The 22,814-nt window shown below is 63.3% G+C and carries 22 protein-coding genes and 1 pseudogene; 14 read left to right on the top strand and 9 right to left on the bottom strand.

The genetic code is table 11. The features are described from left to right. Window positions 1-79: 79 nt before the first annotated feature. Window positions 80-1,378 carry an NAD(P)/FAD-dependent oxidoreductase gene (locus CWO89_RS15495; protein ID WP_130579660.1) on the bottom strand — a complete coding sequence of 433 codons (1,299 nt, stop codon included), beginning with the start codon at window positions 1,376-1,378 and terminating at the stop codon, window positions 80-82. 120 nt (window positions 1,379-1,498) lie between these two features. On the opposite strand from CWO89_RS15495, the gene CWO89_RS15490 reads away from it, so the two are divergent. The 4 genes from CWO89_RS15490 (at window position 1,499) to CWO89_RS15475 (ending at window position 5,546) form a co-directional block, all read left to right on the top strand. Continuing rightward, the gene (locus CWO89_RS15490; protein ID WP_130579659.1) at window positions 1,499-2,353 is read left to right on the top strand and encodes a VOC family protein; all 855 of its coding nucleotides are present in this window, start codon (window positions 1,499-1,501) and stop codon (window positions 2,351-2,353) included. Between the two features lie 114 nt (window positions 2,354-2,467). Further along, window positions 2,468-3,790 carry an ABC transporter substrate-binding protein gene (locus CWO89_RS15485; RefSeq protein ID WP_130579658.1) on the top strand — a complete coding sequence of 441 codons (1,323 nt, stop codon included), beginning with the start codon at window positions 2,468-2,470 and terminating at the stop codon, window positions 3,788-3,790. Continuing rightward, window positions 3,787-4,725 (top strand): carbohydrate ABC transporter permease, encoded by a 939-nt coding sequence (locus tag CWO89_RS15480; protein WP_130579657.1) that lies wholly within the window; start codon window positions 3,787-3,789, stop codon window positions 4,723-4,725. The genes CWO89_RS15485 and CWO89_RS15480 overlap by 4 nt, the downstream gene beginning before the upstream one ends. Then, the gene (locus CWO89_RS15475; RefSeq protein ID WP_165421174.1) at window positions 4,722-5,546 is read left to right on the top strand and encodes a carbohydrate ABC transporter permease; all 825 of its coding nucleotides are present in this window, start codon (window positions 4,722-4,724) and stop codon (window positions 5,544-5,546) included. The genes CWO89_RS15480 and CWO89_RS15475 overlap by 4 nt, the downstream gene beginning before the upstream one ends. Window positions 5,547-5,672: 126 nt before the next feature. Here the strand turns inward: CWO89_RS15475 and CWO89_RS15470 are convergent, their stop codons facing one another. The 5 genes from CWO89_RS15470 to CWO89_RS15450 form a co-directional block, all read right to left on the bottom strand. Further along, on the bottom strand, window positions 5,673-6,377 hold the full coding sequence (locus tag CWO89_RS15470) for a cysteine hydrolase family protein (protein ID WP_130579655.1): 705 nt from the start codon (window positions 6,375-6,377) through the stop codon (window positions 5,673-5,675). Window positions 6,378-6,472: 95 nt separating this feature from the next. Continuing rightward, a complete protein-coding gene (locus tag CWO89_RS15465) occupies window positions 6,473-7,531 on the bottom strand; it encodes a YeiH family protein (RefSeq protein ID WP_165421173.1) in 1,059 nt (352 codons plus the stop codon). A 193-nt stretch (window positions 7,532-7,724) separates the two neighbouring features. Continuing rightward, entirely contained in the window at window positions 7,725-7,943 is a 219-nt protein-coding gene (locus tag CWO89_RS15460; RefSeq protein WP_130579654.1) for a hypothetical protein, read from the bottom strand. A 204-nt stretch (window positions 7,944-8,147) separates the two neighbouring features. Beyond that, window positions 8,148-9,248, bottom strand: a complete 1,101-nt coding sequence (locus CWO89_RS15455; RefSeq protein WP_130579653.1) for a BMP family ABC transporter substrate-binding protein — start codon at window positions 9,246-9,248, stop codon at window positions 8,148-8,150. Between the two features lie 70 nt (window positions 9,249-9,318). Continuing rightward, entirely contained in the window at window positions 9,319-10,071 is a 753-nt protein-coding gene (locus tag CWO89_RS15450; protein WP_130579652.1) for a GntR family transcriptional regulator, read from the bottom strand. A gap of 242 nt (window positions 10,072-10,313) precedes the next feature. Here CWO89_RS15450 and CWO89_RS45870 point away from each other — a divergent pair, with 242 nt between their 5' ends. The 4 genes from CWO89_RS45870 to CWO89_RS15435 all read left to right on the top strand — a co-directional run bounded on the left by CWO89_RS45870 (window position 10,314) and on the right by CWO89_RS15435 (window position 13,178). After that, the gene (locus CWO89_RS45870; protein ID WP_165421172.1) at window positions 10,314-10,478 is read left to right on the top strand and encodes a hypothetical protein; all 165 of its coding nucleotides are present in this window, start codon (window positions 10,314-10,316) and stop codon (window positions 10,476-10,478) included. Then, window positions 10,475-11,407 (top strand): DUF1989 domain-containing protein, encoded by a 933-nt coding sequence (locus CWO89_RS15445; RefSeq protein ID WP_130579651.1) that lies wholly within the window; start codon window positions 10,475-10,477, stop codon window positions 11,405-11,407. The genes CWO89_RS45870 and CWO89_RS15445 overlap by 4 nt, the downstream gene beginning before the upstream one ends. 3 nt (window positions 11,408-11,410) lie before the next feature. After that, a complete protein-coding gene (locus tag CWO89_RS15440) occupies window positions 11,411-12,088 on the top strand; it encodes a flavin reductase family protein (protein ID WP_130579650.1) in 678 nt (225 codons plus the stop codon). A gap of 76 nt (window positions 12,089-12,164) precedes the next feature. Then, complete coding sequence (locus tag CWO89_RS15435) at window positions 12,165-13,178, top strand: formamidase (protein WP_130579649.1); 1,014 nt, start codon at window positions 12,165-12,167, stop codon at window positions 13,176-13,178. Between the two features lie 81 nt (window positions 13,179-13,259). Here CWO89_RS15435 and CWO89_RS15430 read toward each other — a convergent pair whose 3' ends face one another. Next, the gene (locus CWO89_RS15430; RefSeq protein ID WP_130579648.1) at window positions 13,260-14,525 is read right to left on the bottom strand and encodes an allantoate amidohydrolase; all 1,266 of its coding nucleotides are present in this window, start codon (window positions 14,523-14,525) and stop codon (window positions 13,260-13,262) included. Window positions 14,526-14,852: 327 nt separating this feature from the next. Here CWO89_RS15430 and CWO89_RS15425 point away from each other — a divergent pair, with 327 nt between their 5' ends. The 6 genes and pseudogenes from CWO89_RS15425 to CWO89_RS15400 all read left to right on the top strand — a co-directional run bounded on the left by CWO89_RS15425 (window position 14,853) and on the right by CWO89_RS15400 (window position 20,740). Continuing rightward, the gene (locus CWO89_RS15425; RefSeq protein ID WP_130579647.1) at window positions 14,853-15,962 is read left to right on the top strand and encodes a BMP family ABC transporter substrate-binding protein; all 1,110 of its coding nucleotides are present in this window, start codon (window positions 14,853-14,855) and stop codon (window positions 15,960-15,962) included. Continuing rightward, window positions 15,959-17,077: an ABC transporter permease gene (locus CWO89_RS15420; protein ID WP_130579646.1), complete on the top strand. Its 1,119-nt coding sequence runs from the start codon at window positions 15,959-15,961 to the stop codon at window positions 17,075-17,077. The genes CWO89_RS15425 and CWO89_RS15420 overlap by 4 nt, the downstream gene beginning before the upstream one ends. Before the next feature lies 1 nt (window position 17,078). After that, window positions 17,079-18,004: pseudogene (locus tag CWO89_RS15415) on the top strand (ABC transporter permease). A 23-nt stretch (window positions 18,005-18,027) separates the two neighbouring features. Continuing rightward, window positions 18,028-18,711, top strand: coding sequence for a biuret amidohydrolase (biuH, locus tag CWO89_RS15410; RefSeq protein WP_130579645.1), 684 nt, complete (start codon window positions 18,028-18,030; stop codon window positions 18,709-18,711). Continuing rightward, on the top strand, window positions 18,708-20,240 hold the full coding sequence (locus CWO89_RS15405; RefSeq protein ID WP_130579644.1) for an ABC transporter ATP-binding protein: 1,533 nt from the start codon (window positions 18,708-18,710) through the stop codon (window positions 20,238-20,240). Before biuH ends, CWO89_RS15405 begins: the two co-directional genes overlap by 4 nt. Then, window positions 20,240-20,740, top strand: a complete 501-nt coding sequence (locus CWO89_RS15400) for a nucleoside deaminase (RefSeq protein ID WP_130579643.1) — start codon at window positions 20,240-20,242, stop codon at window positions 20,738-20,740. Before CWO89_RS15405 ends, CWO89_RS15400 begins: the two co-directional genes overlap by 1 nt. Window positions 20,741-20,852: 112 nt before the next feature. On the opposite strand, the gene CWO89_RS15395 is transcribed toward CWO89_RS15400, so the two are convergent. Both CWO89_RS15395 and CWO89_RS46950 read right to left on the bottom strand, forming a co-directional pair. Further along, on the bottom strand, window positions 20,853-21,977 hold the full coding sequence (locus CWO89_RS15395; RefSeq protein WP_130579642.1) for a hypothetical protein: 1,125 nt from the start codon (window positions 21,975-21,977) through the stop codon (window positions 20,853-20,855). A 609-nt stretch (window positions 21,978-22,586) separates the two neighbouring features. After that, the coding region (locus CWO89_RS46950) for a hypothetical protein (protein ID WP_207234488.1) at window positions 22,587-22,814 on the bottom strand (228 nt) is incomplete at its 5' end.

Raw genomic sequence — 22,814 nt, 5'->3', positions numbered from 1 at the left:
ATACCGCTCTCGGCACGGCTTGGTATCTTGGCGAATGCTCTTACTGAACTGATCTCCAATTGCCCCAGCGCTTCATGCTCTAGATCTCGCGGGCATCCCTACGGCGGTAGACCAGCAGCATCAACGACGCGAGCTTTCGCAGCAGTCCATGCGCAGCAATCGGCTGCGGCTCGGTGAATGGCAGCGCCAATTCCTTCACCGGCACGCCGCGAACCGCCTTTGCAAACTCGGCGCCGATTGCGATCGTCAGCGCCACCGCGCGGCCGTTGCAACCGGTCCAGCCATAGGCGTCGGGACCGAGCTGATGGAAGCGTGGCAGGAAATCGGTGGTCATGCCGACATAGCCGTTCCAGACGTGGTCGAAGGAGACTTCGCCGATCTGCGGCCACAGACGTTGCAACCGTTCGGTCACCCTCGCCTTCAACCGCGCGGCCTTGTCGCCCGGGCCGATCACGGCGCCACCGGTGACGAGCCGGTTGCGCGCGTCGTAGCGCGCGAAATAGAGCTCGCCATGGGTATCCGACATCGCCTGCCGTCCTGGGATGATGGACTTGCGGACATTGTCCGACAATGGCTGCGTCGCCATCTGCCAGGACAGCACCGGCATCACCTCGGTCGCGATCTCCGGGACCAGTGATTTCACGATCTCGCCGCTATAGGCATTGGTGGCGACGACCAGCGCGCGGCCTGAGATCTCGCCTTTGGCGGTCTTCACCACCCAGCGGTTATTCTGCCGTTCAAAACTCTCCACGGGCGAGCGCGCATAAATGCGGCCGCCGAGATCGAGGACTGCGCGTGCGAGCCCCCGCGCCAGCGCCAGCGGATTGATGTGGCCGCCACTCCTGTTCCAGAAACCGCCGTACCACGCATCCGAGCCCAGCATGTCGCGGACCTGATCGCGCGTGAGCAACTCGACGGGCGCGCCGAATTTCGACCACTGCCGCACCCGCCGCTCCGCGATCTTGATGCGGCCGGGCGAATGCACTGGCTGCACCCAACCGGCCTGCTCCTGCTCGGCCTGGATATTGTATCGCCCGGCGACGTCGAACAGCGTTGAAGCGCTGTCGCGCAAGAGGCTGACGAAGCGCTCGCCGGCTGCGCGATGCTTGGCGACGATGTCCTCCGGATCGGGCCTCGACAAGGTCGGGATCACCTGGCCGTTGTTGCGCCCCGAGGCGCCCCAGCCCGGCTCCATCGCCTCGACAATCGCCACGTCGACGCCGGCCTCGCGCAGATGCAGCGCGGTCGACAGCCCCGTGAAACCGCTGCCGATCACGACCACGTCGGCCTGGGTGCCGGTCAATTCGGGCAGATCAGGTCCAGCGGGCGTCACCGCTGCCCATAGGGAATCGGGCCAGCGGACATCTAGTCTTTCCATCATCAATCTCTTCACGATCATTCCTCGGCGGCGCCGCATCCATCGGAACGTCGGCTTGCGGCCGCCGGATCGATCTGTTTAGTGTAGTACGCCACCTATCCATGCCGGGGAAACAACAGAGTGTCACTCAAGAACGTCATCGGAATCGATCACGCCGTGATCATGGTGAAGGATCTCGACCGGGCTGCCGACAACTGGAAGCATCTCGGCTTCACCGTTTCGCCGCGCGGCACCCATAGCGCGCATATGGGGTCCGGCAATTACACCATCATGCTCGACCCCGACTACGTCGAACTGCTCGGCGTGCTCACCCCGACCGAGCACAACGCGCCGGCGCGGGCATTCCTGGAGAAGCGCGGCGAAGGCATCGAGCGCATTGCATTCACCGCGGTCGATTCGGCTGAAGGCGCCGAGGAGATTCGCGCGCGTGGTTACACGCCGATCGGCCCGACCGATTTCGAGCGGCCGGTGACGATGCCTGATGGCACGGTCTCAGCAGCCAAATTCCGCACCTTCCAATGGCCGACCGCGGAGGCGCCGGGCGGCGTGCGCATCTTCGCCTGCCAGCACAAGACCCGCGAGACGGTGTGGATTCCCGAATTAATGACGCATGCCAATGGTGCAAGGCGCCTGAGGCAGGTGCTGATCGTGACACCCGAGCCCGCCAAGGATGCTGCGCATCTGTCCAAAATGATTGATGTCGCAGTGAGGAACGAAGCCGACGGCGCCGTCACTGTCCCCTCGGGCTCTGACCGCGCCGACTTCCTGTTCGTGACCACGGATCAACTCGGCAAGCGCTATCCCGGCGTTTCGCTGGCCGCCCTGCCCGAGCGCGGCGGCGCGGGCCTTGTGATCGCGGCCGATCTTGCCGCCGCGGAAAAGGCGCTGGGCTCGATCGGCGTGCACAGTGCGGGCGCGATCTGCGTACCGCCGGCAGCAAGCAACGGGACGCTGCTTGCCTTCGTCAAGGCATAACTCACCACCAGCTCGCGCGACAATTGTAGTGTATTGTCGCGCACATTAGGGCTAGGCAGAGCCCGCGCAGACGCTAGTATCTCTCCCAAACAAAAAACGACCAGGGAGAGATACATGACGGATCACCAGATCTCGCGCCGGCAGCTTTTGGCCGGCACGGCTGCGGCCGGCGCGCTCAGCCTCACCGGATTTCCGGCGCGCGCCGACATCGACTGGAAGAAATATAACGGCACCAAGCTCGAGGTGATCCTCGCCAAGGGACCGCGCGGCGACAATCTGCAAAAATACATCAAGGAATTCACCGCGCTCACCGGCATCCAGGTCGAGTCCGAGCAGATCCCAGAGCAGCAGCAGCGCCAGAAATGCGTCATCGAGCTCGCCTCGGGCAAGCCGAGCTTCGACGTCGTCCATCTGAGCTATCATGTGCAGAAGCGGCAGTTCGAGAAGGGCGGCTGGCTCGCCGATATCTCCGGCTACCTGAAGGACCCGAATTTCACGCCGCCTGACCTGGTCGAGAGCGACTTCTCCGCCGCCGGACAGCAATACGCCAAGAACGACAAGGGCCAGATGCTGTCGCTGCCGTGGTCGGTCGACTACTTCATCCTCTATTACAACAAGGAGCTATTCCAGAAGAAAGGCGTCGAGGTGCCGAAGACGCTGGACGAGATGGTGGTCGCCGCCGAGAAGCTCACCGACCCCAAGGAAGGCACTTTTGGTTTTGTCGGGCGCGGCCTGCGCAACGCCAACATGGCGATGTGGACCAACTTCTACCTGAACTATGGCGGCGAATTCCTGGATAGCAAGGGCAACATCCTGACCGACGGCCCCGAGGCGATCGAAGCGACCAAGCTGTACCAGCGGCTGTTGACCAAATCGGCGCCGCCCGGCGTCGCCGGCTTCAACTGGATGGAGTCGATGGCATCATTCACGCAAGGCAGATCGGCGATGTGGATCGACGCCGACGGCTGGGCGCCGCCGCTGGAAGATCCAACCGCCTCGCGCGTCGTCGGCAAGGTCGGCTACACCCTCGTGCCGGCCGGACCGAAGGGCGCGTTTTCCTCGACCTATGGCGACGGCATCGGCATCGCCGCGGCAAGCAAGAACAAGGAAGCCGCTTACCTCCTCTGCCAATGGGTCGTTTCCAGGACGCAAGCCGCACGATTGCTGCAGGCCGGCGGCGGCGTGCCGTTCCGCAATTCGATCGTGAACGACCCGGAAGTCGCCAAGGGCGTGAAGACGCAGGAATGGCTGAAGTCCGTCGTCGACTCCGCCAAGATCAGCAAGCTCGGACTGCCCGTCATCATCCCTGTCGCCGAGTTCCGCGACATCGTCGGCGCCGCGCTGACCGCAACGCTCTCGGGCGCCGATCCCGCGACCGAACTGAAGAAAGCACACGAGCAATTCCGGCCCATCCTGGAACGCAGCGAAAAAGCGTGAGCACGATAACGGAAACTAGCCCGGCCGCGGCGGAAACCTCCGCCGCGCCGGAGCAGCAATGGCATCGCCCCACCTACTGGCCTTTCGTGCTGCCGGCGCTGATCGTCGTGCTGGCCGTGATTGTGTTCCCCTGGCTGTTCACGATCTGGATGAGCTTCAACGAGTGGAAAGTCGGTTCGCCCACGACCTTCGTCGGCTTTGCCAACTATCTGCGATTGCCGAACGATCCGCGTTTCGTCGAGGCGGTCGGACACACCATCGTCTACACCGCGCTATCGGTGATATTGCCGCTGATCTTCGGCACGCTCGCAGCCGTCGTATTCCACCAGCGCTTTGCCGGGCGCGGCTTTTTGCGCGGCGTCTTCATCATGCCGATGATGGCCACGCCCGTGGCGATCGCGCTGGTCTGGACCATGATGTTCCACCCGCAGCTCGGCGTGCTCAACTACCTCTTGTCGCTGGTCGGCCTGCCGCCGCAGCTCTGGGTGTTCAATCCCGCGACCGTCATTCCATCGCTGGTGCTGGTCGAGACCTGGCAATGGACGCCGCTGGTCATGCTGATCGTGCTGGGCGGCCTCGCCGCGATTCCGACCGAACCTTACGAGAGCGCGGAGATCGACGGCGCCGGCTTCTGGCAGATGTTCCGCTACATCACGCTGCCGTTGATCATGCCGTTCCTGTTCATCGCCGGCATGATCCGCATGATCGATGCGGTGAAGAGTTTCGACATCATCTTCGCGATCACGCAAGGCGGCCCCGGCTCGGCGTCGGAGACCATCAACCTCTACCTCTACAGCGTCGCCTTCGTCTATTACGACCTCGGCTATGGCTCGGCGATTGCGGTGGTATTCTTCCTGCTGATCGTCCTGCTCGCCGCGGTGCTGCTCTACTTGCGCAAGCGGATGCTGTGGACCGAGATCGGAGGCGGCGCATGAGCCCGCGTCAACTGCTGGGCCGGATCGGCCTCTGGTTCTCGGTGTTCATCATCGTGTCGCCGGCGATCCTGTTCTTCCTCTGGATGATCTCGCTGTCGCTGAAGTACGAGATCGACAACGCCGCCTATCCGCCGGTGTTCATCCCCGAGCAGTTCGCCTGGAAGAACTATACCGACGTGCTCGCCTCCAACCGCTTCCTGACCTATTTCGTCAACAGCCTCGTCGTCACCGGCAGCGCGACATTGCTCGCGATGCTGGTCGGCGTGCCGGCCGGCTACGGCATCGCGCGGATGGCGGCGCATAAATCCGCGATCGTGATCCTGATCGCGCGCATCACGCCGGGGCTGTCGTATTTGATCCCGCTGTTCCTGCTGTTCCAGTGGCTGGGGCTGCTCGGCACACTGGTGCCGCAGATCATCATCCATCTCGTGGTCACCGTACCGATCGTGATCTGGATCATGATCGGCTATTTCGAGACCACGCCGCTGGAATTGGAGGAAGCCGCACGGATCGATGGCGCCACGCGCTGGCAGGTGTTCCGTCACGTCGCGCTGCCGATCGCGCGCCCGGGACTTGCGGTCGCCTTCATCCTCGCGGTGATCTTCTCCTGGAACAATTTCGTGTTCGGCATCGTGCTGGCGGGACGCGAGACGCGGACGTTACCTGTCGCCGTCTACAACATGATCTCGTTCGACCAGTTGAGCTGGGGGCCGCTGGCTGCGGCGGCGTTGCTCGTGACCTTCCCGGTGCTGCTGCTCACGGTGTTCGCTCAGCGCCAGATCGTCGCCGGGCTCACGGCGGGTGCAGTCAAAGGCGGGTAGGTAGCTTGGCCGCACGACCGCTGTCTCCCCTCATCCTGAGGAGCGCGAAGCGCGTCTCGATGGATGAGGCCACAGACGGGGGCCTCATCTTTCGAGACGGCGCTGCGCGCCTCCTCACCATGAGGGTCAGCCAGCCAATGTCTTCGAAATCTTTATCGCCTCCAATACTGCCGCTGAGCTGGCGACCCAGCCGAAGATGCCGCCCTGGGCATTGATCATCTTCAGACCCATCTCGTGAAATTCGGGAAAGTACGATGCGCAGCCGTCGGAAATGACAACGCAGCGATAGCCGCGGTCATTGGCCTCGCGCACGGTCGTGTTGACGCAGACTTCCGTGGTGACGCCGCACACCAGAAGATTCTCGATGCCGTATTTCTGCAGCACATCGTCCATCTCGGTGGCGTAGAACGCGCCCTTGCCGGGCTTGTCGATCACGATCTCGCTGTCGAGCGGATAGAGCTCGGGGATGATGTCGTGGCCGGCCTCGCCGCGGATGAGGATGCGGCCCATCGGACCGGGATCGCCGATACGCAATGATGGCGCGCCGCGTTCGACCTTGGCGGGCGGCGCGTCGGAAAGATCGGGCAGATGTCCTTCGCGGGTATGGATGACCAGCATGCCGGTGCCGCGCGCCGCCGACAGCACCGCGCCGATCGGCTTCACGGCGCGCGCAAGCTGGCTGACGTCATTGCCGAGCGTTTCGCCGAAGCCGCCGGGCTCCATGAAATCGCGCTGCATGTCGATGATGACGAGCGCGGTCTTGGTCCAGTCGAGCTCGATCGGCTCCGGCTCTGCGACGATCTTCCCCACCGGATCGCTTGAGTTCGCCATGACGTGCTCACCCCAAACAAGAGAATTCTTGATCAGGGGTTAAGCAAACGCCGTGCCATTGTGTACAATTCGAGATCGTGCGCTGCCGGACGCTCTCATCTGAAGAGATGGACGAGCCCGATGCTGATGGCGAGCAGCACCAATAGCGAGAGCGTGACCGCGGCTGTCACGCGTCCTCCCACGGTGGCGATGACGCGGATATCAACGCCAAGCCCAAGGGCCGCCATCGACAGCACGGTGAGCAAAACCGCCGTCTTCGTCACCAGGGGGACCACCGCATCCGGAACGAGCTCGAACGATCGCAGCGCGGCAAGGACCAGAAAGCCGATGATGAACCAGGGCACCAATTTGAACGGACTGATCGCCGCCGCCTTCTCGTGCTTGCGGCGGCTGGCGACGAACAAAGAGAGGCCGATCACGATCGGTCCCAGCATCAGCACGCGCACCAGTTTCACGAGCGTCCCGATCTGCGTGCTGACGATGCCGGCAGGCACGGTCGCCGCAAGCACCTGGGGAACGGCATAGACCGTAAGTCCGGCCAGGATGCCGTATTGCGTCGCCGTCAATCCCAGGAGCGGGATCAGCAAGGGCAATCCCAGCACCATCAGCACGCCGAGAATGGCGGTAAATGAGATCGACGAGGCGATGTCGTCGCTGTGGGCGTCGATCACGGGGGCAACGGCCGCGATGGCCGAATTCCCGCAGATGGAATTACCGCAGGCGATCAGGATCGACAGCTTGGGCGGCAGGCCGAGCATGCGGCTGACCCCAAAACTAAGCGCCAGCATGATCGCAACCGTCCCCGCGATCGCACCGATCAGCGCCAGGCCGGACGCCGCAATCGCGGCGAAGCTGATCGAGGCCCCCAGCAGCACGACCGCGACTTCGAGCAGTTGCTTGGCGCTGAAGGCGATCCCGGAGCGCCATCGCTCGGATGGATTCCAGGCGGTACGGATCGCCATCCCCAGGAGGATCGCGATCACCAGGGCTTCGACATAGGGATGGTCGAAGGCCCGTTCCTCCAGATGCTGGACGCCGACCGCGACGAGCGTGATCGCGCCGCACAGCAGGATGCCAGGAAAAAGGCTAAAGGTGCGGGCGATGGCACTCGGGCGCCGCGCTGTTTCCTTGATGCTATTGGTATTGTCCGCCACGGTGGCACTCCCTATCGGGAATAATTTATGCGCCTACCGTGATGTTTTGGCTAATATATTCTCCGATTTCCCCAGTAACGAGAAGTTATGTTCTGGAGCCTGAGGCGCACGTCCGATTCAAGCGGGCCAATGGCCCGCAAGCCAGCCGATTTCGGCTGGAACCCTATCTATAATGAGAGTGCAGGATGGAACGTCAGAGGGCTGCGAACAGGCCCTGCGCCCAGGCAACGGCGCGGTCGAAATTGAAGACGCCAGCCTCAAAATAGGCGGCGCGGGCGATCACGATGCCAGCGACGAGCAGCCAGAACGCGCCGGTGCCGGCGCGCAGCAGCCACGAGGACGCACGCCCAGGGGCGCGAACGCTCTCGGCCGTCATCGGCTCGCCAAACGCATCAAATCCGGGATTGCTCATGGCCGCTTCCATTGAAACCGTCCCTAAATGTCGTCAATTGCGGCCAGGAAGCAATGGTAGCGAAATGTCTTTTGCGGCAGCGACTTGGAAGCACGTTCCCCGGTGCCCCCACGGGGAAGAATTTTTATCCCCGCCCCTCCAAATCGCCGGAAATAGCCCCCGATACTATCGAGTTAGCGCCGGCGCCGCCGGCCTCTGGGCTCCTTAGACTGTGCCGATGACACCCTCGACCAGATAGTCCGTCGTCTCCAATGAGGGATCATAGAGGCTGGTGTCCTTGGAGGTGATGACCTTGCCGGTATTGCTCTTCACTCCAGCGATGAAGATCGGCTTGCCCGCCTTCAACTCGGCGATCGCGGCGGTGGCGGCATTGCGGCCGGCTTCGCTGCAGCCGGCGCCGAACGGCGAGCTCACCACCATGTCCTTGTCGTAGCCGCCGATCACCATGTTTGGCAGCTTCTCACCCTTGGCGATCATGCCGGCAAACCCCTTGTAGACCGTCTCCCACTTCAGCTCCGCGCCTGTGATGAAGCCCTTGGGCGCGAGATCCGCCTGGTTGGCGTTGTGGCCGCAGCTCTTCACGCCGCGCTTCTCGGCGGTCTCGATCACGACCTTCGGGCTGTCGATGTGACAGGCGATGATATCGCAGCCGGCATCGACCAGCGCGTTCGCGGCTTCCGCCTCGCGCACCGGCAGGGCCCAATCGCCGGTGATGATGAGCTGCACCGTGACATCAGGATTGACCTTGCGCGCGCCGAGCATGAACGAATTGACGTTGCGCAACACCAGCGGGATCGGCTTAGCAGCGATATAGCCGATCTTGTTCGCTTTGGTGGATAGGCCCGCGGCAATGCCGTTCACATAATGGCCCTGGTCGAGATAGCAGAAATAGCCGCCCGCGTTGGCCGGATGCTTGTCGGCCTGCCAGAGCGAGGTCGGATGGCGGAATTCGACCTTGGGATATTTCTTCGCCGCATCGACCATGAACGGGTTGAAGTAGCCAAAGGAGGTCGGAAACAGCAGCGTCGCACCGTCGATGTTGATCATCGACTCCATGGTTTTTGCAACCGCCACGGTCTCCGGCACGTTCTCTTCTTCGACGACCTTCACGCCCGGCACATCCTTGAGCGCCTTGGCGGCGACGGCATGGGCCTGGTTCCAGCCATAGTCCTGGCGAGAGCCGACATAGATGATGCCCACCGTGAGATCGGCGGCGTGCGCCGGCTGGCCGAGGGCGGAAAGAACGAAGGGACTTGCGGCGGCTCCAGCGAGAAAGGTTCGGCGGGAAAGCGGAGGCGTGGTCATTGATACTCTCCTTGATCGCCGAACCTTTGGCGCGGCTTGGGTGACACTGGTGATGAAATCCTGTCCCCGGTCATTTCGCGGCCCGTGTCTTCCGCCGCGGCAGCCGCGCGATCTTTGATCCGTTGCCGGTGTCCGTCGTCTCCGTGTAGCGGGACAGCACCGCGCCGAGATCGAATTGCGCCTCGCGATCCTGATCGAGCAGCGCCCGGTGCTCGACCGCACCGAGGTGATGGTCCATCAGCTCGATCGCGGCCTCGGCATTGCGGCTGCGCAGCGCGGCCACAATCTCGCGGTGTTCGTTGACGGCGCAGTCTGCGGAATGCGGCCGGCCGTAAAGCGCCAGGATCAGCGAGCAGCGCGACACCACTTCGCCGAGATAGCGGCGGAGCAGATTGTTGCCCGCGAGCTCGCCCAGCTTGACATGGAATTCGCCGGCGAGACGGATGGAGACTCTCGCTTCGCCAGCCTTGCGCGCAGCTTCTTCCTTGCGAACATGCCCCTCGAGCTCGGCGCCGAATTCCGGTCGCCAGCGCGCGATCACCAGCCGCACCACCTCGCGCTCGAGCGTGCGGCGGACCTCGAAGACTTCCCTCGCCTCTTCCAGCGTCGGTTTGGCAGTGGTGGCGGTGCGGCGCGGTGGCGCATCGACCAGGCCTTCCGCTTGAAGCTGTGCCAAAGCCGCGCGCACCAGCGTGCGGCTCATGTGAAACTGGGCGCCGAGTTCATCCTCCGGCAGCTTCGTGCCCGGCGGCAGCGCCTGCTCGATGATCGCCTGGCGCAGCGCCTGGCAGGCAACATCAACCCGGGTCGATTTCTTGCTCATCCGAAATCCGCATGCGCCGTCGGACGAGAATGCGTCCGCGATTGCGCATACGATAGGTCGGGATTTCGTACACAGGATGAGGCAATTTTGGTCGGTGCGCTCGAATAAATGGCAGCACAACGCTTAAAGTTTGCGCTTCGAATGCACGGCGAAACCGGGAATAACTAACACCGGATGTCTCCTGGAGCGCAACTCTCTGTATACAGGATTTTGCCTTCTCGGATCGCTGCGGAGGGAATGCCATGAACGAAACGATCGTCAAACTGCGATTGAACCAGCAACAGCTTGAACTGATGGACCGCACCATCGCGCAGGGTGTGGCCCCCGATCGTGCGGCGTTGGTCCGTCTCGCATTGCGCGAATACGCCGCCAGCCGGAAGGCCGAGACCGCAGGAAGCTCGCGATGACCACGCGCAAGATCACATCGGAATGGATCCTCGAGCCGGGGACCGGCAAGGCAATCGAATTGTTGAAGGGACAGGTCCTGCGCATCGAGCAGGTCGAAGGCGGCCAGTGCGCCGACTTCAACTGCTTCAACCTGCATGACTACAAGGAGTTCATGCATTGCGGCCGCACCCGCACCGTGCACGGCTTCCATCCGACCAAAGGCACCTTCATGTGGTCGGCGCCGCCGCGCGAGCGAGCGATGCTCTACATTCTGGAAGATACCGTCGGCCGCAACGACGTGCTGTTCCCGCGCTGCAGCGCCTATGTCTATGAGGCCGCCTACGGCTTTTCCGTGCACACCAATTGCCACGACATCCAGGCGGAGGCGCAGCGCGAATACGGGCTGACGCCTGACGACGTCCACGATTCCTTCAACCTGTTCATGTGCACCGGCGTCGACGCCGACGGCCACGCCTACATGACCCGCCAGACCACCAAGGCCGGCGACCATGTCGACCTGCTGGCGCTGATGGACGTGCTGGCGATCCCCAATGTCTGCGGCGCCGACGTGATGAAGACCAGCAACTTTGCGCTGAAGCCGCTGAAGCTCACGGTGTTCGAGGCGACAGAGGCGGATCTCGCCAGCGTGCCGACGACGCCGGTGCTTGCCAGCCAGCGGACGCCGAAGGATTTCAAGAACCCGGTCATCAAGAGCGATCGCGGCTTGCGGCGGGACCCTGACTACAGGCCGGAGTTTCCAAACACGCCGATCGTGCTTACCGAACTGCCTGTTGCGCTGACGGCGGAGGAAGTCACGATGCTCAACGCGGTCAAGCTTACCGACATCTACGGTGACGACGATGCGGCGGCGCTGCGCGACATCCTGTTCTCCTGGTGGGAGGAGCGCTTTCTGCAAGCCCATGCCGGCGCACCGGCGATCGAGGCCTGAGCGATGGACGCGATCCCTGCCCAGAAACCAACTCAAGACGAGGTCACCTTCGACTTCCGCAAGCTGTCGGCGCGCGAGCGCTACAAATTGATGATCGGCACCGTGGTGCCGCGGCCGATCGCGCTGGTGACGACGGTCGATCCGACGGGGCGCATCAATGCCGCCCCGTTCAGCTTCTTCAACTGCCTCTCCGCCGACCCGCCGATCCTCGCGCTCGGGGTGGAGAACCATCCCGACATGTCGTTCAAGGACACCGCGCTCAACATCCGCCTGACCGAGGTCTTCACCGTCAACATCGTATCGCACGCGATTGCAGAAGCGATGCATGTCTGCGCGGTGCCGTTTGCCGCCAGCCGCGACGAACTTGCCGCCGCGGGCCTGACGGCGATGCCCGGAACCGAAGTGGCCTCGCCCTGGATCAAGGAGGCTCCCGCCGCCTTCGAATGCCGCCGCCATGTCACGCTGGAACTGGGAAAGTCCCGCCAGATCATCCTCGGCGAGATCGTGTTTGCGCACTATCAGCGCGACGTGGTCGATGCCGAGCGGCTGCACATCGATCCGGCCAAGCTCGACGCGGTCGCACGTCTTGGCGGCAACACCTGTGCCACCATCCGCGACCGCTTTGAGATGCTGACGCCGACGCTCGAAGAATTCGAGGCAATGACGGCGCCTGAAAAATAGTCTTTCGATGCAAGCCAAAATCGGATTTGCTTCTCTCAATCCCGGAAACGACCAGCACTGAAACAAGGAGTTCGACATGAACGGACTTGGCGGCCTCAACAAATCCCCCAACGGCGTCGTGATCGGGCTGGTTCAACTGCAATTGCCCGTGGTGGTGACCAAAGCCGATCTGGCGAAGCAGACCGAGAAGATCGTCTGGATGGTCGGCAAGGCGCGGCGCAATCTATCCACGATGGATCTCGTCGTGTTTCCCGAATATTCGCTGCACGGTCTGTCGATGGACACCCATCCCGAGATCATGTGCCGGCTCGACGGGCCGGAGGTTGGAGCGTTCAAGCAGGCCTGCGTCGACAACAAGATCTGGGGCTGCTTCTCCATCATGGAGTACAATCCGGACGGCAACCCCTACAATTCAGGCCTGATCATCGACGACCACGGCGAGATCAAACTCTACTATCGCAAATTCCATCCCTGGATTCCGGTCGAGCCGTGGGAGCCTGGCGACGTCGGCATTCCCGTGATCGAGGGACCGAAGGGCGCTAGAATCGCGCTCATCATCTGCCATGACGGCATGTTCCCGGAGATGGCGCGTGAATGCGCCTACAAGGGCGCAGAGATCATGATCCGCACCGCCGGCTACACCGCGCCGATCCGCGAGAGCTGGCGTTTTACAAATCAGGCGAACGCGTTCCAGAATCTGATGGTAACAGCCAATGTCTGCATGTGCGGCTCCGACGGCTCGTTCGATTCCATGGGCGAAGGCATGATCGTCAATTTCGACGGCACCATCATCGCCCACGGCACCACGGGCCGCGCCGACGAGATCATCACCGCCGAGGTGCGCCCCGACCTGGTGCGCGAGGCGCGGATCAACTGGGGTGTCGAAAACAACATCTATCAGCTCTGGCATCGCGGCTATGTCGCAGTGAAGGGTGGCGCGATGGATTGTCCCTACACCTTCATGCAGGACATGGTCTCAGGTCACTTCCGATTGCCGTGGGAAGACCAGGTCAAGATCACCGACGGCACCTCCTGCGGCTTCCCTGCACCGACGCGCATGTTCGGCAAGACCGCGAAAGCGGCGGAGTGATTTGTAGGGTGGGCAAAGCGAAGCGTGCCCACCATTCACGAGCGGTGCAAGAGATGGTGGGCACGCTTCGCTTTGCCCACCCTACGGGCCACGAAAATTCTCGAGCAGCCGCAGCAGCACCCGCGCGCCGGCGTCGGCATCGGCGAGATCCACATGCTCGTCGGGGTGATGGCTGATGCCGCCGCGGCAGCGGACGAAGAGCATAGCGACGTCGGCGATGTCGATCATCGCCATGCCGTCATGCCCCGCCCCGCTCGGCAGCTCGAACACGGAATATCCCTCGCCGGCCACCGCCTCCGCCACCTGCGCTTTCAGCCAGGACGCGCAGGGCACGGTGCGGTTCTCATGGGTGACGTCGAGTTGCAGCGCGAGCGAGCGGCGTTTCGCGATGGTCTCGATTTGACGAACGATATCGGCGACCGCGCGCTTGCGATGCATATCCGTGGGCGCGCGGATGTCGATGGTGAAGGAGACGAATCCCGGGATCACGTTGGTGGCGCCGGGCCTGGCATCGATATAGCCGACAGTGCCGACGAGACCGCCACCGTCGCTCTTGCAGAAACCCTCGATCGCCGTGATGCATTCGGCAGCGCCCGCTAACGCGTCGCGCCTGAGCGCCATCGGCACGGTGCCGGCATGACCGGCCATGCCCGTGAGCTTTGCCGCAAGCCGCGTGGCGCCGGCGATCGCGGTCACCACGCCGACGGGCAGGTCTTTTTCTTCCAGCACCGGCCCCTGCTCGATATGCAGTTCGACATAGGCGAGCAGTTCGCGGCGGGCGCGCGCGGCGGCGCCGATATGATCGGGGTCGAGCCCCAAGGCGATCATCGCCTCGCGCATGGAAATGCCGGCATTGTCGCGCGCGTTCAGCACGCTTTCGTCGAAGGTGCCGGCGACCGCACGGCTGCCGAGCAGCGTCGAAGCAAAGCGCACGCCTTCCTCGTCGGCAAAGCCGGTCACCTCGATCGCGAACGGCAATCGGCAGCCGCGCCGGTTGAGATCGGCGACGCAGGAGATCGCGGTGATGAGGCCGAGCGGTCCGTCCCATTTGCCGGCGTCGCGCACCGTGTCGTAATGCGAGCCCAGCATCAGGCACGGCAGGCCGGGCCTCTCGCCCTCGTAACGGCCGCAGACATTGCCGATCGCGTCGAGATGCGCACTCATCCCGGCCTCGCGCATCCAGGACAGAAGGAGATCGGCCGCCTTGCGGTGCTCGGGCGTCAGATAGATTCGCGCCAAATGCTCAGGCGTCTCCGATATCGCCGCAAGCTGGTCGATGCGGGCAACGATCTCCTCGCCAAGCAAAGATGGTCTGGTCCCGGCTCCCGCCGCGTCTTTCTTGCTCATGCTTTTCCAGTAAAGCGCCGCTTCGATGCCGGCGTCGGGATCGATACAAGTTCAATGCCAGCCCCTTGGCGCACGATCAACGCCCCAAATAGTGCTCAGCGGCATTGCATACAATTGTCTGGTAACGCTCAATAATTAGGCTGACGCAGCATCGCTCAAAGTTTGAGCGGAATACGGCATCGAATAATACCCAAGCTATTTCAATAAATTGGTATTTCATGCCCGCCAGATAGGCTCTGGCACGAAGCTTGCGACATCCCGCCTAAGCTCCGCCGTTGGCGCGGATGCGCAACGACCGGCGGCCGGACCGCCCCAGGGGAGCAGGCAATGGATTTCAGCAGGATTTCACGACGGCATTTATTGCAAGGCGGCGCCGCGCTGGCGCTCAGCGGCACGATCGGCGCGCGCACGGCGCAGGCGGCCGAGACCACCATCGGCTTCATCTATGTCGGATCGCGTGACGACTACGGCTACAACCAGGCCCACGCGCAAGGCGCGGCGGCGCTGAAGAAACTGCCCGGCATCAAGGTGGTCGAGGAAGAGAAGGTGCCGGAGACCGATGCTGTCGAGAAGACCATGGAGTCCATGATCAATCTCGACGGCTCCACGCTGCTGTTCCCGACCTCGTTCGGATACTTCAGTCCGCACATGGTCAAGATAGCGAACAAATATCCGAAGATCCGCTTCGAGCATTGCGGCGGCTTGTGGACCGAGAAGGACCCGAAGAACGCCGGAAGCTATTTCGGCTATATCGACGAGGCGCAGTTCATTTCCGGTATCGTTGCGGGCTATTCGACCAAGAGCGGCAAGCTCGGCTTCGTCGCCGCCAAGCCAATCCCGCAGGTGCTGCGCAACATCAACGCCTTCACGCTCGGCGCCAAGCTCGCCAACCCGAAGGCGACGACCCAGGTGATCTTCACCGGCGACTGGTCGATGCCGGTCAAGGAGGCCGAGGCCACCAACAGCCTGATCGACCAGGGCGTCGACGTGCTGACCTGCCATGTCGACGGCCCCAAGACGATGGTCGAGAACGCTGCTCGCCGCGGCGCTTTTGTCTGCGGTTACCATGTCAACCAATCCCCGCTCGCGCCGAAGGCCTATCTCACCGGCGCCGAATGGAACTGGGAAGCGCTCTATCCGAAATTCCTGAAGATGATCGCGTCGGGCGAATCGATCCCGAACTTCTATCGTGGCGGCCTGAAGGAAGAGATCGTCAAATGCTCGCCCTATGGCGAAGCGGTCTCGGCCGAAGCGCGCAAGCATGCCGACGAGATGAAGGCAAAGCTCGTCGCCGGCGAATACACCATCTTCAAGGGACCGATCCTCGACAACAAGGGCAAGACGGTGATCGCGTCCGGCATCGAGCGCGGCCAGAAGGATCCTGAGCTCGAGAAGATGGACTATCTGATCGAAGGCGTGATCGGAGCGACTTCGTGACGACGGACACGGCTGACTCGGCCGAGGCAGTCGAGGCGGTCGGGGTCGCCCCGGCCGCCGATCCCGGTTTCCTGCAGCGCTACGGCGCCGCCATCGAGTACATCCTGATCCCGGGCGCCGCCCTGATCGGCGCGCTCGCGACCTTCGGCGTGTTCGTCGCGCTCTACGGCAAGAATCCGCTCGATCTCTATTTCTACATGTACCAGGGCGCGTTCGGCACCTGGTTCTCCTGGCAGAACACGCTGACCCGCGCCGCGCCGTTGATCCTGACCGCGCTGTGCACGGCACTGCCGGCGCAGCTCGGCATGGTCATCATCGGCGGCGAAGGCGCGCTCCTGATCGGCGCGCTCTCCGCGACCAGCGCGGCGCTCGCCATGCAATGGGCGCCGCCGCTGGTGGTGCAGATCGCGATGGTCATTGCCGGCGTGATCGGCGGCGGATTGTGGATCACGCTATCAGGCGCGCTCCGTCAGTATCGCGGCGTCAACGAGACGATCTCGAGCCTACTGCTGGTCTATATCGCGCTCGCGATCCTCAACCATCTCGTCGAAGGCGTGATGCGCGATCCCTCCAGTCTCAACAAGCCGTCGACGCGGGAGATCGGCGCCGCCAACATGATCGGCACCATCCCCGGCACCGACGTGCATTGGGGCCTGGTGTTCGGCCTCGTCTGCGCGATCGCCTCCTACATCCTGATCTATCACACCACCTTCGGCTTTGCCGCACGTGTCGCCGGCGGCAATATCCGCGCCGCGAAGATCGTCGGACTTGGCGTCGGCAAATTGATCATGACGATCTGCTTTCTCGCCGGCGCCTGCGCGGGCGTTGCCGGCATGATCGAGGTCGCCGCCGTCCAGGGCCGCACCAACGCCAATCTCGCCGCGGGCTACGGCTTCACCGGCATCCTGGTCGCCTTCCTGGCGCGGCAGAATCCGCTCGCGGTCATTCCGGTCGCGATCCTGCTCGGCGGCATCAGCGCCAGTGGCGGCCTCCTGCAGCGACGGCTCGGACTGCCCGACGCGTCCGTCCTGGTGCTGCAGGGCATCATCTTCGTGTTCGTGCTGGCCAGCGACGCGCTCTACGGACGCATTGGCTTCGTGAAAGGAAAGTCCTGACATGGCTGACAGCTCGATCGGACTGTGGACCGTCCCGCTCGCCGTGCTCGGCGGCGCCATCCGTGTCTCGACACCGTTCCTGTTCGTCAGTCTCGGCGAATGCATCACCGAGCGGAGCGGCCGCATCAATCTCGGCCTCGAGGGCACGCTGGTGATGGCGCGATGAGCGCCTACGGCATCTCCTATCTCTCCGGCTCGCCCTGGCTGGGCGTGCTTGCCGCCGGCGTCACCGGCGCGCTGCTCGGCGCGCTCCATGCCGGCATCTGCTCATTGCCGCGCGTGAACGACGTCGCGGTCGGCATCGCGCTGATGCTGTTCGGCATCGGGCTCGCTTTCTTCCTCGGCAAGCCATTGATCGAACCGACCGCGCCGCGGCTGCCCGCGATCGATTTCGGCTGGTGGAGCGACATTCCGCAGGTCCGCGCCGCACTCCGCATCAATGTGCTGTTCCTGATCGGCGTCGCAATCGCCCCCATTCTCTATTGGGCGTTCAAGACCACGCGCTGGGGGCTCCTGATCCGCACCGTCGGCGAAAGCTCGGACGCGGCGCGGGCGATGGGCCATTCGGTGCTGCTGATCCGGCTGCGCGCCACCATGGTCGGCGGCTTCCTCGCCGGGATCGGCGGCTCGTTCCTGTCGCTGTTCTATCCCGGAAGCTGGAACGAAGGCCTTTCCAGCGGACAGGGCATCACTGCGGTTGCGCTCGTGATCTTCGCGCGCTGGGATCCCCTGCTCTGCCTGTGGGCGTCGCTTGCTTTCGGCGGCGCCGCGGCGCTGGGACCGGCGCTGCAATCGGTCGGCGTCACCTCGGGCTATCACCTGTTCAATGCTGCGCCGTACATCCTGACGCTCGCGATCATGATCATCACCTGCTCGCCGAAACGCACGCTGACCGGCGCCCCCGCCGAGCTTTCCATCACCCGATAACACGCGCAGCAACGAGGTCGTCCATGCCCGAGCGCTATATCAAGTCCGAGCCCTACGCCTGGCCTTACAATGGCGATCTCCGCCCGGAAAACACCGCGCTCATCATCATCGATATGCAGACCGATTTCTGCGGCGTCGGCGGCTATGTCGACAAGATGGGCTACGACCTCTCGCTGACGCGAGCGCCGATCGAGCCGATCAAGCGCCTGCTCGCGGTGATGCGGAGCCAGGGCTATCACATCATCCACACCCGCGAGGGCCACCGCACCGATCTCGCCGATCTTCCCGCCAACAAGCGTTGGCGCTCGCGCCAGATCGGCGCCGGCATCGGCGATCCCGGTCCTTGCGGCCGCATCCTGGTGCGCGGCGAGCCCGGTTGGGAGATCATTCCCGATCTTGCCCCCCTGCCGGGCGAGCCGATCATCGACAAACCCGGTAAGGGCTCGTTCTGTGCGACCGACCTGGAGCTGATGCTGCGCCTGCGCGGCATTGAGAACATCGTGCTGACCGGCATCACCACCGACGTCTGCGTCCATACCACGATGCGCGAGGCCAACGACCGCGGCTTCGAATGCGTGCTGATCGAGGATTGCTGCGGCGCGACCGACAAGGGCAATCACGACCATGCGCTGAAGATGATCAAGATGCAGGGCGGCGTGTTCGGCGCAGTGGCGAAATCCGCCGACCTGATCGGAGCGATCTCGTGATCATCGGCGAGACGCCCCCTCCGACCGGCGCCTTCGGCGTCGACGCCATCGCCATGACCATGCGCTTTGGCGATTTCCTGGCGCTCGACAATGTCGAATTGAAGGTGCGTCCCGGCTCTTTCCATGCGCTGCTCGGCGAGAACGGTGCCGGCAAGAGCACGCTGGTGAAATGCATCATGGGCTATTACCACGCGACCCAGGGCGACATCCTGATCGGCGGGCGCGAGCAGAAGATCGGCAACCCGAAGCATGCGCATGCGCTCGGGCTCGGCATGGTCTACCAGCATTTCACCCTGGTCCCGGCGATGACGGTCGCGGAGAACCTGGTGCTGGCGCGCGACGACGTGCCGGCGGTGGTGGACTGGAGCAGAGAGAAGAAGGAGCTCGAGACGTTCCTGGCGCGGATGCCATTCAAGGTGCCGCTGGACGCCAAGGTTTCCGACATCTCGGCCGGCGAGCGGCAGAAGTGCGAGATTCTCAAGCAGCTCTATCTGAAGCGGCGCTTCCTGATCCTGGACGAGCCGACCTCGGTGCTGACGCCGGGCGAGGCCGACGAAGTTTTGGGCATGCTGCGCGCGATGGTCGTATCAGGTGAATTGACCATCCTGATGATCACGCACAAGTTCCGCGAGGTGATGGCCTTTGCCGATGAGGTGACCATCCTGCGGCGTGGAAAACTCGCCGGCCAGGGCCGCGTCGCCGAGCTCACGCCGGATGCCATGGCGCGCACCATGATCGGCGCCGAGCAATTGACCGTGCAGCCGCCCCGCGTCGGCGAAGTCGGCGAGGCGCGCCTCGAGCTCAACAGCCTCACCGCGCTCGACGATGCCGGGGCGGTGGCCGTCCACAACGTCTCGCTCACGGTCCGCGGCGGTGAGATCGTGGGCATCGCCGGCGTCTCCGGCAATGGCCAGCGCCAGCTCGTGGAAGTGCTCGCCGGCCAGCGCGACGCCGAGAGCGGCGAAGTCCGCATCCGCGGCGAGCGCTATTCGGCGACGCGCGAGGAGATGCGCCGGCACAAGATGTCGCTATTGCCCGAGGAGCCGCTCAAGAACGCCTGCGTCGGCGGCATGAGCGTGGCCGACAACATCGCCTTCCGCGAATTCGACCGCGCCCCCTTCGCCAAGGGCGGCTGGTGGCTGAGTGGCGCGGCCTTTCGCAGGAATGCCGAACGCAAGATCGGCCTCTATAAGATCAAGACCCGCACACCGGATACGCCTATCTCCGCGCTCTCGGGCGGCAACGTCCAGCGCGCGGTGCTGGCGCGCGAGCTCGGCGGCGAGGTCGAGGTGCTGATTGCTGCCAATCCCTGCTTCGGGCTCGATTTCGCCGCCGTGGCGCAGATCCATGCCGAGATCATGGCGGCGCGCAACCGCGGCGCGGCGGTGCTTCTCGTCAGCGAAGACCTTGACGAACTGCTCGAACTTTCCGACCGTCTGGTCGTGATGTTCCACGGTGAGCTCGTCCACGAGGCCCGCGCCAGCGAAGCCGATCTCACCGAGATCGGGCGGCATATGGCGGGACATTGATGACGGATATTTCTGCGCTCACCCAGGACGAGGCTGACCTGCATTTCCTGCGGCGGTCCTTCGAGGTCGCCCGCCGCTCCGTCACCCACGGCAATCATCCCTTCGGCTCGGTTCTGGTCGACCAGAATCGCAACGTGCTGATGGAAGTCGAGAACGGCTACATGCCCTCCCGTGACGGCACCGCGCATGCCGAGCGCCTGCTCGCGACCAAGGCCTGCACGACGCTGGCGCCTGAGGTCCTCCAGCACGCCACGCTCTATTCGTCCGCGGAGCCCTGCGCGATGTGCGCGGGCGCGATCTACTGGGCCGGCATCGGGCGCCTGGTCTATGCGTTAAGCGAACATCGCCTGCGCGAGATCACCGGCAATCATCCGGAAAATCCGACCCTCGACCTGCCCTGCCGCGAAGTATTCCGCACCGGACAGCGACCGACCGATGTCGTGGGGCCGCGGATCGAGGACGAGGCGGCGAAGCTCCACGCCGGCCTCTGGCAGAAATAGCGCCCGAAGGACTGCCAACCTACCTCGCCTGCGTCTTGTCCACGCTCTTAAGAAAAAATGGCGCCGCGGGTTCATCGCGGCGCCCAGTTCACCTGGAGAACGGGTCAGGTGGTTAGAACTTCATGGTGATACCGCCGTAGACCGTCGACTCGGTGCAGCTATTGGTGCTGTACGTCACTCCGGCCGCGTTGGTGAGGGTGCAGACGCCAGGCGCTGCGTTGTGGTCGAGGCCGAACTTGTTCTGCCAGTAGCGGTAGGCAACCCAGAGATCGACGAAGTGGGTGTACTTCGGTCCCCAGACCGCCTTGCTGGCGTCGAAGGTCAGACGGATCGGCTCGCTGTTGAACTCAACTGCGGTGCCGGTGCTGAACGGACCGGTGCCGAAGCCAACCAGCGGATTGTTCTGGTCACCCTTCTTGCCGTACCAGGCGGCGCGGCCGCTGATCGAGAAGTACTGCATGTATTCCGGCAGGAAGCCGAGGTCCATGTAGTAGTTGGTTTCGACCGCCCAGGTCGGATTGAAGCTGGTATTGCCGTCCGGAAGGCAGGTGGCGCCGGGAGCCGGATACGGAATGCCGGGACCGAACAGTCCGCACTGGTTGAAGGCGTTGTGGTTGGAGAACTCCCAGGACGCCAACGGCGACACGTTGAAGTAGCCTTTGTAGGGCAGAGCGAATTCGAACTGCAGACCGGCGACGACCTGTCGCTTGGCCGGGGCGAGGAAGTTGTTCTCGCTGTTGCCGTCCATACCGACTTCGAAGGAGACGTTGGTGAGCGGTCCGACGTTGAAGGCCTTGGTGTTGAAGATCTGATTGAAGCCGAAGGTCGAGCGGAACAGGCCGTAGATTTCGGTGGCGCCGGCGCAATTGGCTGACGCGCCAGTGATCAGCACGCCGGCATTGGAGCACGGCGAAGCCGGATCGTTCTGACCCGACTTGAACATCGAGATCGTGAAGAAGTTGGTGCCGTAGGTCCAGATGTCGAAGTGGGTGAACGAGTAGACCTGCTTGGCCGTCGTGCCGTTGATCGTACCGTTCGGCTGAATGGAGAACACGCCGGGATCGGTGCCCTTGGGCATCCAGGAGAAGGTCACGCGGTTATCGACCAGCAGGAAGAACGGCAAATCAGGCGCGGGCTTTGGCGCCTTGACCGGCAGGTCGGCCGCGCTGGCGAAGCCGGCGGGCGCGAGTGTGGCAAGTGACAGTGCCGCGGCTGCCAGGTTTCGAAGACTGAGCATATTCGTGTGTACCCCCAAGTTGACGTGCGAAAGTTCGAGGCCCTTCGCAACGACCCTTGCGCCGTTCCCCTGAAGTGAGAAGCCTCAAGTTTTTTCACAGCGTGCTGCAAGTTTCGGCACCTAACGACTGCAACGTCAGTGTTTTAGGGAGTGGCCAGCGGCGAGGCGCAAACGCACAAGCAACCTCCGCGCGTGGCGCGCATTTTCGCTTTTGCCTATTTCTATTGGTTTTCTGCGGCGTTTGAGCGCAGCGCCTTGCGACGCTGCACGATCACAACGCGTAATCGTACACAGTCGAAACTTGGCTGCTCAACTTTTTGTCAGCACTGCTTAGACAGTCTCGAATTGTCTCGACCGTCGCAAATATGCAACAGCGATCGAATGACGTCCGCGCGGAGTGGAAGCCGCAAAAGAAGTCAGTAGCGCGGCTCACATCATTCTCAGTGTCGTCTCCGCGAAGGCGGGGGAGCCATAACCATAGGGAGGTGTTGTGGCAGGAGCAAGCGGTTGTAGCGGGGGACACAACAAAGGCCTGTGGTCCTGTGGTTATGGGTCATGGGGCAAGCCCGGGACGACGCGGGGTGAGTTCTGATTCAAATGTCAAACAGCTCATCCGCTGTCATCGTCCGCGAAGGCGGACGATCCAGTATTCCAGAGGCAGCCGTGCTTGAGCCGAGAGGCCGCCGGATACTGGATGCCCGCCTTCGCGGGGCATGACGGTGGAGTGTGGTGAGGGGATGTGAGTTCGCGTTCTCGCGGCGCGTTGCGCCCGAGCTTGCGTCTCGTTTCACCCTCCTCGATATCAGAGGGCGCAGGGAAAGCCGGGTGCTGGTTGCA

This window comes from Bradyrhizobium sp. Leo170, from assembly GCF_004296405.1.
Classification (GTDB): Bacteria; Pseudomonadota; Alphaproteobacteria; order Rhizobiales; family Xanthobacteraceae; genus Bradyrhizobium.
This window is presented reverse-complemented; position numbering and strand designations above follow the sequence as displayed.

Bases quoted from the DNA above. Each gene is read 5' to 3' on its own strand.
- CWO89_RS15495 (WP_130579660.1), bottom strand. From the start codon at position 1,378: ATGGAAAGACTAGATGTCCGCTGGCCCGATTCCCTATGGGCAGCGGTG.
- CWO89_RS15485 (WP_130579658.1), top strand. From the start codon at position 2,468: ATGACGGATCACCAGATCTCGCGCCGGCAGCTTTTGGCCGGCACGGCT.
- CWO89_RS15475 (WP_165421174.1), top strand. From the start codon at position 4,722: ATGAGCCCGCGTCAACTGCTGGGCCGGATCGGCCTCTGGTTCTCGGTG.
- CWO89_RS15470 (WP_130579655.1), bottom strand. From the start codon at position 6,377: ATGGCGAACTCAAGCGATCCGGTGGGGAAGATCGTCGCAGAGCCGGAG.
- CWO89_RS15460 (WP_130579654.1), bottom strand. From the start codon at position 7,943: ATGAGCAATCCCGGATTTGATGCGTTTGGCGAGCCGATGACGGCCGAG.
- CWO89_RS15455 (WP_130579653.1), bottom strand. From the start codon at position 9,248: ATGACCACGCCTCCGCTTTCCCGCCGAACCTTTCTCGCTGGAGCCGCC.
- CWO89_RS15450 (WP_130579652.1), bottom strand. From the start codon at position 10,071: ATGAGCAAGAAATCGACCCGGGTTGATGTTGCCTGCCAGGCGCTGCGC.
- CWO89_RS45870 (WP_165421172.1), top strand. From the start codon at position 10,314: ATGAACGAAACGATCGTCAAACTGCGATTGAACCAGCAACAGCTTGAA.
- CWO89_RS15445 (WP_130579651.1), top strand. From the start codon at position 10,475: ATGACCACGCGCAAGATCACATCGGAATGGATCCTCGAGCCGGGGACC.
- CWO89_RS15440 (WP_130579650.1), top strand. From the start codon at position 11,411: ATGGACGCGATCCCTGCCCAGAAACCAACTCAAGACGAGGTCACCTTC.
- CWO89_RS15435 (WP_130579649.1), top strand. From the start codon at position 12,165: ATGAACGGACTTGGCGGCCTCAACAAATCCCCCAACGGCGTCGTGATC.
- CWO89_RS15430 (WP_130579648.1), bottom strand. From the start codon at position 14,525: ATGAGCAAGAAAGACGCGGCGGGAGCCGGGACCAGACCATCTTTGCTT.
- CWO89_RS15425 (WP_130579647.1), top strand. From the start codon at position 14,853: ATGGATTTCAGCAGGATTTCACGACGGCATTTATTGCAAGGCGGCGCC.
- biuH (WP_130579645.1), top strand. From the start codon at position 18,028: ATGCCCGAGCGCTATATCAAGTCCGAGCCCTACGCCTGGCCTTACAAT.
- CWO89_RS15400 (WP_130579643.1), top strand. From the start codon at position 20,240: ATGACGGATATTTCTGCGCTCACCCAGGACGAGGCTGACCTGCATTTC.
- CWO89_RS15395 (WP_130579642.1), bottom strand. From the start codon at position 21,977: ATGCTCAGTCTTCGAAACCTGGCAGCCGCGGCACTGTCACTTGCCACA.